This window comes from Isoptericola sp. NPDC055063, from assembly GCF_053608125.1.
The window spans coordinates 1-15460 of record NZ_JBSGUW010000019.1; the positions used below are offsets into that span (position 1 = coordinate 1).

Below are 15460 nucleotides of genomic sequence, written 5' to 3' on the forward strand. Positions count from 1 at the left end.
AGCAGGTGCTGTGGCCGTCGAGGTCGTCGCACACGAGGCGGGTGCGGGCTTCGGTGACGGTGGTGGGGGTGGTGGTGCTGGTGGTGGTGAGGGTGCCGGGGATGTCGGTCCAGGTGCTGGAGCCTTGGACGCGGAAGCGGCCTTGCCAGGTGGTGGTGAGGGTGACGGTGACGTCGGTGCGGTAGGCGTTGCCGTGTTCGTCCTCGTGGGTGCCGGGGTCGGTGCCGGGAGTGCCGAGGCGGGTGTAGGTGTGTCCGACCCAGGTGGCATCGGGGAGCGGGTCGCCGGTGTGCCAGGGGTGTCCGGGGTCGGTGGTGACCAGGGTGGTGCCGCCGGCGGAGTAGGGGTCGTCGAAGTCCCAGGTGAATTCCGTTGGCTCGGCCCGGATGATCACGGGGACGGTGAGCAGCTCGACCTGGCGTTCCTGCGGCGCCGCGCTGGTGTAGGCGGGGTAGTGCACGTTGACGACCATGGGTGGGTTGCCCTGGAGCGTGGCTTTCGGGGTGGGGATCTTCATGGTGCGGAACTCGCGGCGGGCGGCGGCGGCGATGTCGGCGGGGGTGACGCACTGGTCGTCCGTGAGCTGCTCGGGCTTGTCGTAGGTGCCGTCCTCCCGCACGCGCTGAACCCATAACGCGTCGAGGGCATACTCGCCCTCCTTGCACGGCGTCGTGATCTCGGCGATGTCGGAGCCTTCCGGGCAAGCACCTGGAGCCTTGAAGACGTCCTTGAGCGAGTCCAATTCCTCGCCCAATGTCCCGCAGGTCACCGAGTTGGTGCGGGTGTAACGGTCCTGAAGTTCGTCCTTGACGGGCTCGCGGCCCTCAGTGCCCTGCTTCCAAGCGTTGCCGTCAGCGCTGACGTTGACGTTGTCACGGTCGTCATCGGCTGCACCTGCGATCGTCACTGGAGCCTTGGTGCTGGGCGAGGGTTCGGGCGTCTCTGTGATCACAGAGCCAGCGAGCGCCAGGATGACCCCTAGCGCGATCACGGCGCCGACACGAGCAATCGTCATGACTTCGGCTGGTCAGCGATGCCAACAATGCGCCATTGTTTGTCCGCTCGAGCGATCTCCACGCGGTACTTCGTGCTTGTGCGCGGATCGGAGAAGACATCAGCCCCGGATGGATCGGTGACCGAAACGGCAGCGATTGTGGCATCGATGTCGATGGGCCAGATTCCCGTGGTCGCATCTTGTTCGTACGTGTGCGTGACCCGGGCCGCCATTTCGCCGCCATGCCAGACGAGATCGTTGGCGGTGATCTCTCGAGCCTGGTCGACCCGGTTGGCGCAGAATTTGCAGCCTTTGAGCGACATCGACTCGTACTCGGTGGTGTCTCCCGTCTTCATGATGTACGGGTCGAGTTCGAGGAAGTACACCGCCGCAGCTTCGGCGCCGGCGGGGCCGTCGTCGTCCATCGCCTTGGGGCGTTCGGGGGCCTTGACGGTCGGCGTCGGGCTGGGCGTGGGGGATGCGGACGCCGTCGGGCTGGCGCTCGTCTGCGTGGGCTCAGGCGACGGGTCGGCGGGCTGGTCCGAGTCGCAGCCGGCGACGAGGAGCGCGGCGGCCGCGGCGATGGAGGTGGCGGCGAGGATGGCCCGGTTGCGGGTCATGGGAGCTCCCTGTCGGCGGTGACGTCGGGCGTCACTGTAGGCCAAAGGGTCAGATGGTTGCCCGGGTGTCTGTGGACAACCGTGTCTGCGCAGGTGGGCCCCCGGTCGCTCGTCGCCTTCGGGCCAGGAGCCGGCACCAGTTCAGCAGGAGGGGTTGCGCGTCTCCGAGGACCTGTGGTTCATTAGTCGAGTAATGAACCCCTGAACCACTGAACCTGTGTGAGGAGGTCCGCGTGTTCGACGGACCCGAACCCATCTACGTGCAGATCGCCCAGATGATCCGCGCGCAGGTGCTCGCCGGTGAGCTCGCGGAGGAAGAGCAGGTCATGTCGACCACACAGTTCGCCACGACGTTCCGCATCAACCCCGCCACCGCCGCCAAGGCCTTCGCCGGCCTGGTCGACGAGGGCGTCCTGTACAAGCGCCGCGGCCTGGGCATGTTCGTCGCCCCCGGGGCGCGCGAGCGGCTGCTGGAGCGCCACCGCACCGCCTACTTCGACGAGGTGCTCGCCCCCGCGCTCGCGCAGGCCGACATCCTCGGCATCTCGACCGACGAGCTCGTCGCCTACGTGCTCGGCACGAACGGCCACCGCAAGCCCACGACCACCACGGAGGAGTCATGACCCCCGCACCCTTCGGCGCCCGTCTCGACGACGTCGTCGTCCGGTTCGGAGCCCAGCGCCGCATGACCGCGGAGGGCACGACCGTCAAGAACGACGCAGGCACCGCGCTGGACGGCGTCACCCTCGACCTGCGGCCCGGCGTCATCACCGGGATCCTCGGCCGCAACGGCGCCGGCAAGTCCACGCTGCTGTCGCTGCTCGCGGCGTTCAACCGGCCCACCGCGGGCACGGTCCGCGTGGGCCCCGGCGAGCTCATGGAGGACCCGTGGGAGAACCCGTGGGCCACCGCCAACGTCCAGCTGGTGCGCGAGAGCGGCGACCTGATGGACGAGGAGCGCGTCGCGACGTCGCTGAAGTACTACGCCGACCTGCGGCCCTACTGGGACGCCGACCTCGCCGGCCGCCTGCTCGACCTGTTCGAGGTGGACCCGCGCAAGAAGCCGTCCGCCCTCTCGCGCGGCAAGCGGTCCGCCGTCGGCGCCACGATCGGCCTCGCGGCCCGCGCACCGCTGACCGTGCTCGACGAGGTGTACCTCGGCATGGACGCCCCCACGCGGTACGCGTTCTACGACGAGATCCTCGCCGACTACGCCGAGCACCCCCGCACCATCCTGCTGTCGAGCCACCTGGTCGAGGAGGTCGAGCGGCTCTTCGAGGACGTCGTCGTGCTGCACCGCGGCCGCGTGCTCCTCGCCGAGCCGGCGGAGGACATGCAGGCGCGCGGCTTCAGCCTCACCGGCCCGGTCGCCGCGGTCGAGGAGCTCGCCGCCGGACGCCGCGAGCTGCACCGCCAGCGCCTCGGCGCCACCGTGCAGGTGACGATCGAGGGCGCGCCCGACGCCGGCGCCGCCGCCGCGGCGCGCGCCGCGGGCGTCGAGATCGGCTCGCTGCCGCTGCAGGACCTGTTCGTGCGCCTCACCCAGCCGCGGGACGGCGACGGCCAGGTCGCGCCCGCCGCCGCGACCCGGCGCACCCAGGACCGGACGGAGGAGACCCGATGACCGCCGCCACCGTCACCCCTGCCGAGCACGACGCCTTCGCGGCCCGGGCACGCTCCCGCGCCGCGCGCCGCGTCGCACGGTCCGTCGGCTCGGCGACTCTCCTGATCGGCTCCGGGTTCTGGGGGCTCTTCCTCGTCGCCACTGTGGCCGTGCCCCTGGTGGTCCGGCAGGCCGGCGGCGTCATGGGCGGGGGAGCGATGACGGGCGCGGAGTACGCGGCGTCGTGGTTCGCCCTCTCCCTGGGCATGATCACCGTCGCGGGGCTCACCGTCCCGCACCTCGCCGCCGGCGGCACCCGCCGGTCGATGTTCAGCGGCGCGCTGTCAGCGTCCCTGGTCGCGGGCGTCGCGTACGGCGTCGCCTACGCGGTGCTGCTCCTGGTGGAGCGAGCACTCTTCGACGGTCTCGGCTGGACCTGGGACCGGGTTGGCAGCGGGCTGGACGCCGGCGGCGCGTGGGTGGTCGTGAGCGGCGCGGCGGAGGCGATCGGCGTCGTCGTGTACATGCTCGTCGGGATGGCGGCCCAGGCCTCCTACCGCACGCACGGCGTCTGGGCCGGCACCGCGCTCCTCGTGCCCGGCTTCGTCCTCGTCGTCCTGGTCGACCACGCCACGCGCCTGGGGACCTTCTCCGACGCCTTCGGCACTCTCGGCCTCGGCGGCGACCACGCGCCCGCCGCCCTCGGCCTCGCGCAGGCGCTCGTCGTGCTGGCTCTCGCCGCAGGGTGGCTCTGGTGGCAGCTGCGCGACGTCCGCCTGCGGCCGGCGGGGTGAGCGCGATGACCGCAGCCACCACCACGAGCGCGGCCCCCGCCATCGAGGCGCCCGCCCGCGCCCTGCACCGCCATGCGGTGCGCGCGACCCGACGCCGGTACCTGCGGATGCTCGCCTTCGCCGGCGGCTGGTTCTGGGCCGGCTGGGCCGCCCTGGTGATCGGCCTGCCCGTGATCGTCGACCGCTGGGGCGGCGTCGCGGACGGCCTCACCTACGACGCCGCCGGCGGCCCCGTGCGGTGGGTGGCCTTCGCCGTCGGCGTCCTCACGACCGCGAGCACGCTCACCGTGCACGTCGCGGCGGGCGGCACCCGCCGGTCCGTCCTCGAGGGCGGGCTGCGGGCCGCCGTCGTCGCCGGGCCCGTGTTCGGCGTCCTCGCCGTGGCGCTCACCCTCGCCGAGAAGTCGGTCTACGCCGACCTCGGCCGGTACTGGCAGGGCCCCTCCGCGCCGCTGGGCGTGGACACCGTCACCGGCGTCGTCGTCCAGGTGGTGGGAGAGTCGCTCGTCGTCGTCACCTACCTCCTCGTGGGCACGGCCGTCATCGCCGGGTTCCGGCGTGCGGGGATGTGGCGCGGCGCCCTGCTCGTCCTCCCGCTCCTCGTCCCGGCGGCCCTGGCCGACCTCGCCACCCGCACCGGCCTGTTCGGCCTCCCGCTGCGCGGCGGGTACGACTCCGTCGCCGTCGGCGCGGTCGCCACCGTCGTCGGCACCGTCGTCGCCGCGGCCCTCGCCGCCGTCGTCGCGGCGCGGATGCTCCGCGCCGTCCCGCTCCGCCCCTGACCAGCCCACCTGCTCGATCACAACGAAGGAGGCCCGACATGGCCGACCCCGTGGTGGAGGTGCAGCACCTCCGCAAGACGTACGGACCGAAGGTCGCCGTCGACGACGTGTCGTTCAGCGTCGCGGAAGGCGAGATCTTCGGGATCCTCGGCCCCAACGGGGCCGGGAAGACCACCACCGTCGAGACGCTCGCCGGCCTGCGCGACGCCGACGGCGGCACCGTGCGCGTGCACGGCATCGACACGCAGCGCGACCCCGCCGCCGTGCGGGACATCCTGGGCGTCCAGCTCCAGGAGGCCGCCCTGCACGACAAGATCACCGTCGGCGAGGCGCTCGACCTGTTCGCCTCCTTCTACGCCGACCCTGCCGACCCCGCCGAGCTCCTGCGCCTGCTGGACCTCACCGAGCACGCCGGCAAGCAGTTCGCGCGGCTCTCCGGCGGGCAGAAGCAGCGGCTGTCGATCGCGCTCGCCCTCGTGGGCAACCCGCGCATCGCGATCCTCGACGAGCTCACCACCGGCCTCGACCCGCAGGCCCGGCGCGCCACCTGGGACCTCGTGGAGCGTGTGCGCGCCACCGGCGTCACCATCCTCCTCGTCACGCACTTCATGGAGGAGGCCGAGCGGCTCTGCGACCGCCTCGTCGTCATCGACGCCGGCCGCGTCGTCGCCGAGGGCACCCCTGCCGAGCTCATCGACGGGCTCGAGGGCGGCCGCACCGTCGTCGTGCGCTTCGCCGCCGCCGACGTCGACCGCGGCCGCGCCGCGCTCGACTCCCTCGCCGAGCGCGACCCCGACGTGCACCGCGTCGAGGTCGTCGAGGGCACAGGCGGCGCCTCCGCGGAGGTCGCCGTCACCGGCAGCCGCCGCGTGCTGTTCTCCCTCGTCCCCGCCCTCGCCGCCGCCGACCTCGTCCCCGACGACGTCCGCACCGTCACGCGCTCGCTCGAGGACGTCTTCCTCGCCGTCACCGGACGCACCTACGACCCCGAGGCCGCGCCCGCCCTCGCCACCGAAGGAGCCCCGTCATGACCACCGCCGTCCCCGCCGCACCCGCCCGGCCCGCCGGCCGCGCCTGGCGCGGCTTCGGCCGCCTGCTCACCACCGAGGCGCGGGTGTGGCTCCGCGACTTCGCCGCCCCGTTCTTCGGGATCCTCTTCCCGACCGTCATCCTCGTCGGCGTCGGCTTCGCGATCCCCGGTATGCGGGACCCCATCACCGACGCCCCGCCGAGCTCCGTCTGGTACGGGCTCACCCCCATCGCCACCTACCTGCCCACCGTCGTCGCCATGGCCGTCGGCACCGCGTCCCTCACCGTCATGCCGGTGACCATCGCGACCTACCGCGAGAAGGGCGTGCTGCGCCGGCTCTCCACGACGCCGATGCGGCCGCAGGGCATCGTCCTCAGCCACCTGCTCATCAACGTCGGCACCACCGTCGTGGGCGTCGCCCTCGCGCTCGTCGTCGCCCAGCTCGCGTTCGGCATCGCCGTCCCGCAGCACCTCGGCGTCGTGCTCCTCGCGTTCGTCCTCGGGCTGTGCGCCATGTTCTCGCTCGGCATGCTCGTCGCCGCCCTCGCGCCCCGTGCGTCCGCCGCGAACGCCGTCGCCATGTCGCTCTACTTCCCGATGCTGCTGCTCGCCGGGCTCTGGACCCCCGGGCCGATCATGCCCGAGGTGCTGCGCCAGATCGGCCAGTTCACGCCGCTCGGCGCCGCCGCGCAGGCCATGACCACCGGGTGGTTCGAGTCCGGGTTCCCGCTGCTGCAGTGCATCGTCATGGTGGTGTGGACGGCGGTGCTGCTGCCCGTCGCCGTGCGGGTGTTCCGCTGGACGTAGCTCGTTGCCGGGTCCGCGGCTCTTGGCTGGGGTCGGGCGGGAGGGAAGTCCGTGTCGCGAGGCGTCCGTCCGGTCGCTCGTTCCTCGCGACCTCCCGCCAGGCCCGGCCAGCCTCGCGACGCGAGACTTGCCGGTAACGTGCGGCGGATGCGCAGAGTGGCAGAGCTGGCCGGCACGTGGTTCGCGGTCCTGGTGGTGCTGGGCGGGGTGGCGGGGCTCCTGGCCCCCACGGCGCTCGCGCCCATCGCGGCGCAGACGCCGCTGTTCCTCGGGATCATCATGTTCGGGATGGGGCTCACGCTGCGGGGCTCCGACTTCGGGCTGGTCGCCCGCCGGCCGTGGGCGGTGCTGCTCGGCGTGGTCGCGCAGTTCACGATCATGCCGACGCTGGCGTGGGCGATCGGGCACCTGTTCGGGCTCGAGGGCGACGCGATGATCGGCATGATCCTCGTGGGCGCCGCGCCCGGCGGGACGGCGTCCAACGTCATCGTCTACCTGGCGAAGGGCGACACCGCCCTGTCCGTCGCGCTGACGTCCGTGTCCACGCTGCTCGCGCCGTTGCTCACGCCGGCGCTCGTGCTGTGGCTCGCGGGGTCCGCGCTCGACGTCAGCTACGGCTCGCTCGTCACGTCCATCGTGCAGATCGTGCTCTTCCCCGTGCTCGCCGGGCTGCTGGTGCGGACCTTCGCCGGCGGGCTCGTCGAGCGGTACCTGCTGCCGTACCTGCCGCTCGTGTCCGTCGGGGGGATCGTCGTCGTGGTGGCCGGCATCGTCGCCGCCAACGCCGACGCGGTGCTGGGCACCGGGATCGCGGTGGCGCTCGCCGTCGTCGTGCACAACGGCCTCGGCCTGCTGCTCGGGTACGGCGCCGCCAGCCTCGTCCGCCTCGACGAGGCGTCGCGGCGGGCCGTCAGCGTCGAGGTCGGGATGCAGAACTCCGGCCTCGCTGCCAGCCTCGCCACCACGTACTTCACGCCCGCGGCGGCGCTGCCCGCAGCACTGTTCTCCGTGTGGCACAACGTGTCCGGGTCCGCGCTCGCGTCGTTCTGGGCGCGCCGCCCCACCGCCACCACCACCCGCTGACCCGGCCGGGCGGGAGCGAGCACATGAACGGCTCAGGCTCTGTGCGCGTCGCCGCGCACAGGGCCTGAGCCGTGCGATTCCGTGAGATGCCGGGTGAGCCGTCAGGGCGAGCGCGGGGTCACCGCGCCCGCCCCGACAGGTCTCACTTCGCGGCGGGGCCGGTGACGGACACCGACATCACGCCGTTGTTCTTGTTCACGGAGTTCACCGTGATCTTCGTGCCGGTGCCGCCCACGATCACCGAGCCGCCCGGGTTGGCGGGGTCGTAGTAGGCGTTCGGGTCGGTGTCGTCGAAGGTGCTCTTCGCCTTCGTGCCGCCCGCCTGCAGCGTCGTCATGCCGTTCTCGGTCTCCCGGTGCAGGCTGATCTTGTCCATCGTGCCGAGGCCGAAGGTCGCGTCGAACGACTGGATGCGGCTCCGGGCCAGCGTGCCGTCCGACCACGTGAGCGCCGCGGAGTTCGCGTCGACCGGCAGGGCCTGGCCGCCGCCCGGGTGCTTCGACGTGTTGTTGTCGGCGAAGAAGCTGTTCTTGTACCAGACGAGCAGGCCGTCCTGGTAGGGGAACTGCTCCACCGTGTTCGGCTTCGTGAGGGTCCAGCCGAAGTTGTACGGACCCTCCTTCAGCGTCGTGTCGTAGCCGGCGTACTGCCGGTTCTCCGCGACGTAGTAGTGCGAGAACTGCGCCTCGTAGGTGCCGTCCTCGCCGACGATCGTGAAGCCGTCGTTGGTCCAGCCCGCCGCGTCGTCCGCGAAGTCCTCGCTGAGCGCGTCGCCCACGGTGACGTCGTCGACCAGGAAGCCGAGCTCGTTCGTGCCCGGGTCGCTGGTGTAGCGGAACCGCACCTGCACGGACTGGCCGGCGTACTGCGACAGGTCGGCGGACAGGTCCACCCACGCCTTCTCCGACGAGCCGGTGATGCCGTTGTCGGCGTCCGCGGCCGAGAGGTTGGTGGGCACGGTCGCCCACGTCGACCCGCCGTCGGTCGAGACCTCGACGTAGGCGTAGTCGTAGTCCTCCTCGATGGAGTACTGCACCTTCGCGGCCAGGGCGCCGCCCGAGGGCACGGTGAACGCCGGCGAGGCGAGGGTGTTGTTGAGGTCGCTCGCGGAGCCGGAGAACGCGAACTTGCCGTCGATCGGCTCGACGCCGAGGTCGACGTCCCGGACGCCGTCGGGCAGGTTCACGACCACGGCCTGGTTCTTCTTCGTGGCGTGGTAGGACGGCCCGAGGTCGACGTCAGCCTTCTGCCCGGGCTGCACCGTGGTGTAGTCCAGCCAGCCGAGGAACATCTTCTCCGTGGCGCCCATGTGGTTGGGCGTGGTGCCGATCGTCCCGTCGCCGTGGCCCAGCCAGGAGCCGGAGCTCATGAGGTTCCAGAACGCGGTGCCGTTGTCGCCGCCGGCGGTGTCGTAGTAGTCCGGCAGCCCGAGGTCGTGGCCGAACTCGTGCGCGAAGACGCCGAGGCCGCCGTTCTCCGGCTCGGTCGTGTAGTCACGGATCCAGACGTCGGAGTCGCCGATCTTGATGCCGCCGACCTTCGGGAAGTCCGCGGGCCCGACCTTGCCGAGGCCGGCCTGGTTCACCGCCCAGCGGTGCGACCAGATGGCGGACTCCGGCGCGCCGGCCTCCTCGCCCTCTCCGGCGTGGATCGCCTGGAAGTGGTCGATGTAGCCGTCGGGCTCGTTGGTGATGCCGTCGCCGTCCAGGTCGTAGCGGTCCCAGACGTCGAACGACTGCAGGTAGGCGTCGATCTCGTCCTTGGTCTTGCCCTGGGCGATCTGGTCGGCGTACCAGGCGTCCGCCGTGTCCTGGATGAAGCGGGTCATGTCCTCCTGGGACTCGGTCTGCCCGTAGGAGGCCGAGCTGTAGGGGACCGTGACCCAGTCGGACACGTCGCCCTGCAGGTCGAACCGGCCCGAGGACATCTCGTCGTAGACGTCGGCGAACGACTCACCGCCCTGGTCCTTCAGCCCGGTGAAGAACATCTCCTTGTAGTGCTCCTGGGAGAAGTCCGACTCCCAGTAGGTGGAGTTGTCGTCCGCGTCCGGCTCCGCGATCTGGTTGTGCACGGGGCCGGAGGCCGGGGCGTCGGGGAAGCGGTCGTCCGCCTTGTCGCCGAAGTCGACGAGGAAGGTCAGCAGCTGCGCCGTCTCCTGGGTGCCGTACTCGACCCACTGGCCGCCCGGGACCTTGACCGCCTTCGACGCGTTGGCGCCCTTGCCGCGCGTCTGGACGGTGGCCTCGCCGGTCGCGACCCGGTCGACGGCGTCCTGCTTGAGGTCCTGCCGCTTCGCCGCGAGCGGGTCCGGGCGGTCGTCGTCCTTGACGTGCGCCGCGGGGTCGGACGGCGGGGCGTCGGCCGCCGGTGCCGCGGCGGCGATGCCAGGCACGAGGACGGCGGCGGTCAGCAGCGCTCCCGCCGCGCCGAACGCGCTGGTGATACGTGCTCTCACAGCTATTTCCTCCAGGGGTGTCGGAGAGGCCCGGCCGCCGTGGCCGAGCACCGAGTGGCCCGAGACGTGCCCGGGCGAACTGTGGCGTGCACAGGTAACCAGATTCACGTTTCAACCGCTCGACTCGTCCAGGTGTGTCGGGCGACACGTCTCCCGGGCGACCGTGCCGGGCCGCACCGACCGGATCGTGGACGCGGTGGACGAGAGGGGCGGGGGCGACGTACCGTCGTCGCCGTGAACCCCCGTTGGTATTGGCGCTTTACGCCGGCTCCGTGTGCGAAGTGCACGGTGCGGCGGGCGAACGCCTGACCGACACCCTTCCTCCGGAGCCAGCACAGGGCCTGGGACGCATCGCGCGTCCGGGCCCTTCGTCGTCAGACGGGCCGCTCCGGTCGGGCATGGACCCACGGTTCGTCGACGACGCCGAGCCCCATCCCGACCGCCCCGCCGCCGACACCCTCCAGGAGCCCCGCGATGAGCACCGCCACCCCCGCCACCCCGAGCACCACCGACCGCACCGCGCCGTCCGATACCGGCCGGCCGCATACTGACCTGATGGCAGAGACCTCCGACCTGCGGGTCCGCGCGCTCGACCCCCTGCCCGCGCCCGGCGAGATGCGCCGCGAGCTGTCGCTGGGCACCCCCCGCAGCGACCTCGTCACCACGTCCCGCCGCGAGGTGCGCGACGTGCTGCGCGGCGAGGACGACCGCCTGCTCGTCATCGTCGGCCCCTGCTCCGTGCACGACCCGGCGGCCGCGCTCGACTACGCCCGCCGGCTGGCGCCGGTGGCCCGCGAGCTGTCGGACGACCTGGTGGTCGTGATGCGCGTGTACTTCGAGAAGCCGCGCACCACGGTGGGCTGGAAGGGCCTCATCAACGACCCGCACCTGGACAGCTCCCACGACGTGCACCACGGCCTTCGCCTGGCGCGCGAGGTGCTGCTGGGTGTGCTCGACGCGGGCGTGCCCGCCGCGTGCGAGTTCCTCGAGCCGACCAGCCCGCAGTACATCGCCGACGCCGTGACCTGGGGCGCGATCGGCGCGCGCAACGCGGAGTCGCAGGTGCACCGGCAGCTGGCGTCGGGGCTGTCGATGCCCGTGGGGTTCAAGAACGCGACGGACGGCGACGTGCAGATCGCCGTCGACGGCTGCATCACGGCGGCGAGCGAGCACACCTTCTTCGGGGCGGACGCGCAGGGGCGCGCGGCGGCCGTCGAGACCACCGGCAACCCGGACTGCCACGTCATCCTGCGCGGCGGGCGCGGGGGCCCGAACTACGGCGCGAAGGACGTGGCCGACGCCCTGGCGGTGGCGCGCACGTCCGGCCTCGGCGGGGCCGTGGAGGCGGGTGTCGTGGTGGACGCGTCGCACGGCAACTCCGGCAAGGACCACGTGCGGCAGGCGGAGGTCGTGCGCGAGATCGCCGCGCGCCTCGCCGAGGGGGACCGCGACATCACGGGCCTGATGATGGAGAGCTTCCTGGTGGCCGGCGCGCAGAAGCCCGGCCCGCTCGACGGACTCGTCTACGGCCAGTCCGTGACGGACTCGTGCCTCGACTGGGACACCACCGCCGACCTGCTCGCCACCCTCGCCGCCGCCGTCCGCGCGCGCCGGGAGGGCTGAGGCCGGTCGACGTAGCACCTGGTGACGGTTCCCGGCACGGAAGCGTCACCAGGTGCTACGTCGATGCGCGAGTTGACGACCGCGGCCGTTGTCGATCCCTCGAGCGGGTGAAAAACGATGCCGGGGTTCCGCGGAAATGTGCCGTATCGATAGGTTCCGGACGGGCCTGTCCGGGAGGGGCGGCCCGGGCGGCCGCACGACGGCCGCCGCGTGCCGCGACGAACGGTGGACAACGGTGTTTCGACGACGTCAGGCCCTGGCCACGCTCGCGCTCGCGGGCCTTCTCGTGACGGGAGGGGTCACGTCGGCGGGCGCGACCGTCGCCGCCGCCTCCGCGACACCGAGTGGGTCGACGACGGTCGCGGCGCATGACGCCGCCCCGGTGACCCTCGACGGCATGCCCCGCGCGTGGACCGCGCTGCGCAACGGCCTGCCGGCGAGCGCGAGCGGGTTCGGGTTCGACGGGGAGCGGTTCGTCGGGCAGTGCGTCGGGGAAGGCGGTCCGGGGTGTGCGGCGTCGGGCGTGCAGCGCGTGGCCTACGACTTCGGCGACCTGGGCGACCCGGCGGCGCTCACCGACGGCTCCGTGGTCGCCGCCACGCTGTCGCTGCCTGTCGGTCAGGACCAGGGGTGCGGCGTGCCCGGGGTCCGGGTCGACGTCGTCCCGGCGGTCACGCCGGAGACGACCTGGGCCGGCACGGCGGCGAGCTGGCGCGCGACCGGCACGGACCTGTCGGCGGCCGGGTGCGGAGGCGACCGCGTCGTCGAGGTCGACGTGACCGCCGCCGCGCGGCAGGCCGCGCGGGCCGGCCGGCCCCTGGCGTTCGGCCTCGCGGGCGACGAGGACTGCCGCGGGTGCGGCCGGGCGTCCTTCGGCCCCGGGGCGACGCTCGCCGTCGAGCTGCGCCCGAGCGACACCGTCGTCGCGCTCGGGACCCGCGACCCGGAGACGCCGTGCGTGGTCGGCGACGACCGGCCGGCCGTGCGGAGCACGACGCCCCTGCTGGCCGCCGAGCTCTCCAACGACCGGGAGCCGTTCGCGACCGCGATGAGCGCGGTGTTCTCGCTGCGCGACCTGGCGTCCGGCGACGAGCTGTGGCGCAGCGACCCCACGACACCGCAGGCCTCGGGCTCGGTGCACACCGTGCGCGTGCCCGCCGGCGCGCTCCAGCCCGGCGGCACGTACGCGTGGTCCGCGCAGGCGGTGCTTCCGAGCGGCGCGCTCTCCGGGGAGGAGGTCTGCGAGCTCCGGGTCGACGTGCAGGGCCCGGGGGAGACGGTGGTGACACCGGTCGAGGGGTACCCCGCCCTCTATCTCGAGGACCAGACCGCGGGCGGGCTCTTCCAGACCGGCGGCTTCCGGTTCGACGTCCCTGGGTCCGAGGGCGTGGCGTACGTCCGCTACTCGTTCCACGGTGACGCGATGCTGGACCGCGCGGCACCCGGAGAGGTCGTCGAGTTCACGCCGGGCGCCGCCGGCTCGGTCGTCCTGTACACCCAGGCCGTCGACGAGGCCGGGAACGTCGGCCCGCGAGGCGCGTACCGGTTCGTCGTCGCCTCCCCGGTCGCGCAGGGCGGCACGTGGTGGTTCGACGAGCTGGCGGGTACGACGGCGGCCAGCTCGCTCCCCGCCGACCACCCGCTCGCGCTCTCCGGGGCGGACCTGTGGTCGCCGGGCGTGCTCGGGACGCCGGACGATGGTGCGCTGACCTTCGACGCCGGCACCGACGTCGCGACCACCGACGACGCCGTCGTCGACCCGGCGGGCAACGTCACGGTGGCGGCGTTCGTCCGTCCTGCGTCGGACGGGGGCGTGGCCCCCGTCGTCGCGCAGGGCAGCCCTGCCCGCACCGGCTTCGCCCTCGGCACGGTCGCCGACGGGTCCTGCACCTCGCCCACCGGCACGTGCTGGGCGTTCTCGGTGGCCACCGGCGACGGGTCGACGTCCGCCACGGCGGTGTCGACCGTCGCCCCCGAGCCGGAGGCATGGACGTTCGTGGTCGGGATGCGCAACGCGACGACCGGCACCGTGGAGATCTGGACGTGCCCGCTCTCCGGGTTCGGCGACGTCACGCGGACCGGCCAGGCCGCGGCCGCGTCGCTCAGCGGTGGCGCCGAGGGGCCCCTCACGGTCGGGGGCGGCGCCTGGCGGGGGAGCATCGACGGGCTGCGCGTGCTCGACTCGGTCCAGGACGTCTCGAAGCTGCGGCGCTGGTGCTCCGGGGCGCGCTGACGCTCAGGACCAGCCCTCGGCCCCCTGCACCCACGGGCTGACGCGCACGGTGGCCCCGTCGAGCACGTCCAGCTCGGCGGGGCCGCCGCCGTCGGGGTCCCGGGACGTGAGCCGGGCGGGGTGGGCGTCGGGGACGGGGACGACGTCGACAGCGGTCGTCACGTCCGGGTCGTTCGCGGTCGACATCGCGCGCCACTGCACCGTGGCCAGCGCCCGCTCGCCCGGGGGCACGACGACGCGGGCGGGGACGACGCCGGGGTCCGACGGCTCGACCGTCACCTCCTGAGGCGCGCCGTCGGCGTCGCGGAACACCAGGTCGGGGACGCCGTCGAGCGCGCACGGCCGGCCGGACACGTTCTCGGCGTGCACGGCAAGGTACCGGCTGCCGGCGGCGGCGTCCGGCGGGCCGAGCGTGAGGCGCAGGTCGTCCGCCGTGCAGCCCGGGGCGCGGTCGTCCGCCGGCCACGGGACGACGTCGCCGGGCACGGGCGTGGCGTGCTCCGCGGGCTTCGGCGGTGCGGCGTCCCCCACCCAGCCGTCGAGCATGGTCGCGTACCCCGGCTCGGCCAGCGAGTAGGCCACGGGACCGGCCAGCCCGGACGCGCGGGCCGGGTCCTCCAGCCAGCGCACGAGCTCCCGGGCCTCGGGTGACGACGTGGGCACGGCGAGGGCCACGGTCAGCCGGGGCGCCGTCGACGCGGCGAAGGCGGTGTGCGCGACGCCGCCGCGGCCCGAGGTGCGCGCGGCGAGCCCGACCGCGGCGACGTCGGGCACCGCGCCGTAGGAGTCGTACGTCACCGTCCCGTCGGCCGTCCCCAGCGACACCGGGAGGGACTCGCGCGCCGCGAGGCTGGCCAGGCCGGGCAGGCCGTCGGCGTCGGCCGCGTCGGCGGTCGCCGTGCCGACCCGCACCGCGCCCCCGTCCCGCAGGGTCACGGCGGAGGCGACGGCGTCCGTGGCCCGACGGGCCGCCCCGGGGGCCGCGTCCTCGGACAGGCTCGCGGCGGTGCCGCCCTGGATCTCGTCCCGGACGGGCACCGACACCGACACGGGCGGGACCGGGAGGCCGCCGAAGGACCGGGGCTTCCCGACCTCGACCTCGAGCGACGTCGCCAGCTCCGTGCCGGGGACGGCGACGTCCTCGACGACGCCGGCGGCCTTGCCGGCGGCGCGTCCGGCCTCGTCGGCGTCGAGCGCGTCGTCGAGCCGCACCGTCATCGTGGAGCGGGCCACGACGACCCCCAGGTGGGCCGACCCGGCGACCGCGTAGTCCGCTGTCGCGTCGACGACGCCCGGCACGCGCTCGATCTGCCGCTCGGCGGCGCGCAGCTCGTCGGGCACCGGGTCCCAGGGCCGCCAGACGGCGAGCAGCGTCGCGAGGCCGGTCAGCAGGAGGGCCGCCGCCACCAGGGCGGACGTGCGTCGTCGGGTCACGA

14 protein-coding genes are annotated in these 15460 nt (G+C 73.4%); 9 read left to right on the top strand and 5 right to left on the bottom strand.

Translation table 11 applies throughout. The features are described from left to right. A partial coding sequence (locus tag ACWF41_RS19650; RefSeq protein WP_380346973.1) for a hypothetical protein occupies positions 1-907 on the bottom strand: 907 nt, incomplete at its 3' end. A 104-nt stretch (positions 908-1011) separates the two neighbouring features. Beyond that, on the bottom strand, positions 1012-1614 hold the full coding sequence (locus tag ACWF41_RS19655; RefSeq protein ID WP_380316756.1) for a DUF6318 family protein: 603 nt from the start codon (positions 1612-1614) through the stop codon (positions 1012-1014). A gap of 233 nt (positions 1615-1847) precedes the next feature. Between ACWF41_RS19655 and ACWF41_RS19660 the strand changes: the two genes are divergently transcribed. The 7 genes from ACWF41_RS19660 to ACWF41_RS19690 all read left to right on the top strand — a co-directional run bounded on the left by ACWF41_RS19660 (position 1848) and on the right by ACWF41_RS19690 (position 7713). After that, positions 1848-2237 carry a GntR family transcriptional regulator gene (locus ACWF41_RS19660; RefSeq protein ID WP_380316753.1) on the top strand — a complete coding sequence of 130 codons (390 nt, stop codon included), beginning with the start codon at positions 1848-1850 and terminating at the stop codon, positions 2235-2237. Further along, positions 2234-3238 carry an ATP-binding cassette domain-containing protein gene (locus ACWF41_RS19665; protein WP_380316750.1) on the top strand — a complete coding sequence of 335 codons (1005 nt, stop codon included), beginning with the start codon at positions 2234-2236 and terminating at the stop codon, positions 3236-3238. Before ACWF41_RS19660 ends, ACWF41_RS19665 begins: the two co-directional genes overlap by 4 nt. Continuing rightward, positions 3235-4011 (top strand): hypothetical protein, encoded by a 777-nt coding sequence (locus tag ACWF41_RS19670; RefSeq protein WP_380316747.1) that lies wholly within the window; start codon positions 3235-3237, stop codon positions 4009-4011. The genes ACWF41_RS19665 and ACWF41_RS19670 overlap by 4 nt, the downstream gene beginning before the upstream one ends. A 5-nt stretch (positions 4012-4016) precedes the next feature. Beyond that, a complete protein-coding gene (locus tag ACWF41_RS19675) occupies positions 4017-4793 on the top strand; it encodes a hypothetical protein (RefSeq protein ID WP_380316744.1) in 777 nt (258 codons plus the stop codon). Between the two features lie 38 nt (positions 4794-4831). Then, positions 4832-5824 (top strand): ABC transporter ATP-binding protein, encoded by a 993-nt coding sequence (locus tag ACWF41_RS19680; RefSeq protein ID WP_380316741.1) that lies wholly within the window; start codon positions 4832-4834, stop codon positions 5822-5824. Then, complete coding sequence (locus tag ACWF41_RS19685; protein ID WP_380316738.1) at positions 5821-6630, top strand: ABC transporter permease; 810 nt, start codon at positions 5821-5823, stop codon at positions 6628-6630. The genes ACWF41_RS19680 and ACWF41_RS19685 overlap by 4 nt, the downstream gene beginning before the upstream one ends. A gap of 147 nt (positions 6631-6777) precedes the next feature. Then, positions 6778-7713, top strand: a complete 936-nt coding sequence (locus tag ACWF41_RS19690; RefSeq protein ID WP_380316735.1) for a bile acid:sodium symporter family protein — start codon at positions 6778-6780, stop codon at positions 7711-7713. Between the two features lie 142 nt (positions 7714-7855). Here the strand turns inward: ACWF41_RS19690 and ACWF41_RS19695 are convergent, their stop codons facing one another. Together ACWF41_RS19695 and ACWF41_RS19700 are read right to left on the bottom strand one after the other, a co-directional pair. Continuing rightward, positions 7856-10168 (bottom strand): immune inhibitor A domain-containing protein, encoded by a 2313-nt coding sequence (locus ACWF41_RS19695; protein WP_380316731.1) that lies wholly within the window; start codon positions 10166-10168, stop codon positions 7856-7858. 374 nt (positions 10169-10542) lie between these two features. Beyond that, positions 10543-10677, bottom strand: a complete 135-nt coding sequence (locus ACWF41_RS19700) for a hypothetical protein (RefSeq protein ID WP_380316727.1) — start codon at positions 10675-10677, stop codon at positions 10543-10545. A 46-nt stretch (positions 10678-10723) separates the two neighbouring features. On the opposite strand from ACWF41_RS19700, the gene ACWF41_RS19705 reads away from it, so the two are divergent. Next, a complete protein-coding gene (locus ACWF41_RS19705) occupies positions 10724-11791 on the top strand; it encodes a 3-deoxy-7-phosphoheptulonate synthase (RefSeq protein WP_380316724.1) in 1068 nt (355 codons plus the stop codon). A gap of 235 nt (positions 11792-12026) precedes the next feature. Then, complete coding sequence (locus tag ACWF41_RS19710) at positions 12027-14024, top strand: LamG-like jellyroll fold domain-containing protein (protein ID WP_380316722.1); 1998 nt, start codon at positions 12027-12029, stop codon at positions 14022-14024. 3 nt (positions 14025-14027) lie between these two features. Here ACWF41_RS19710 and ACWF41_RS19715 read toward each other — a convergent pair whose 3' ends face one another. After that, the gene (locus ACWF41_RS19715) at positions 14028-15458 is read right to left on the bottom strand and encodes a DUF4232 domain-containing protein (protein ID WP_380316719.1); all 1431 of its coding nucleotides are present in this window, start codon (positions 15456-15458) and stop codon (positions 14028-14030) included. Between the last annotated feature and the right edge of the window lie 2 nt (positions 15459-15460).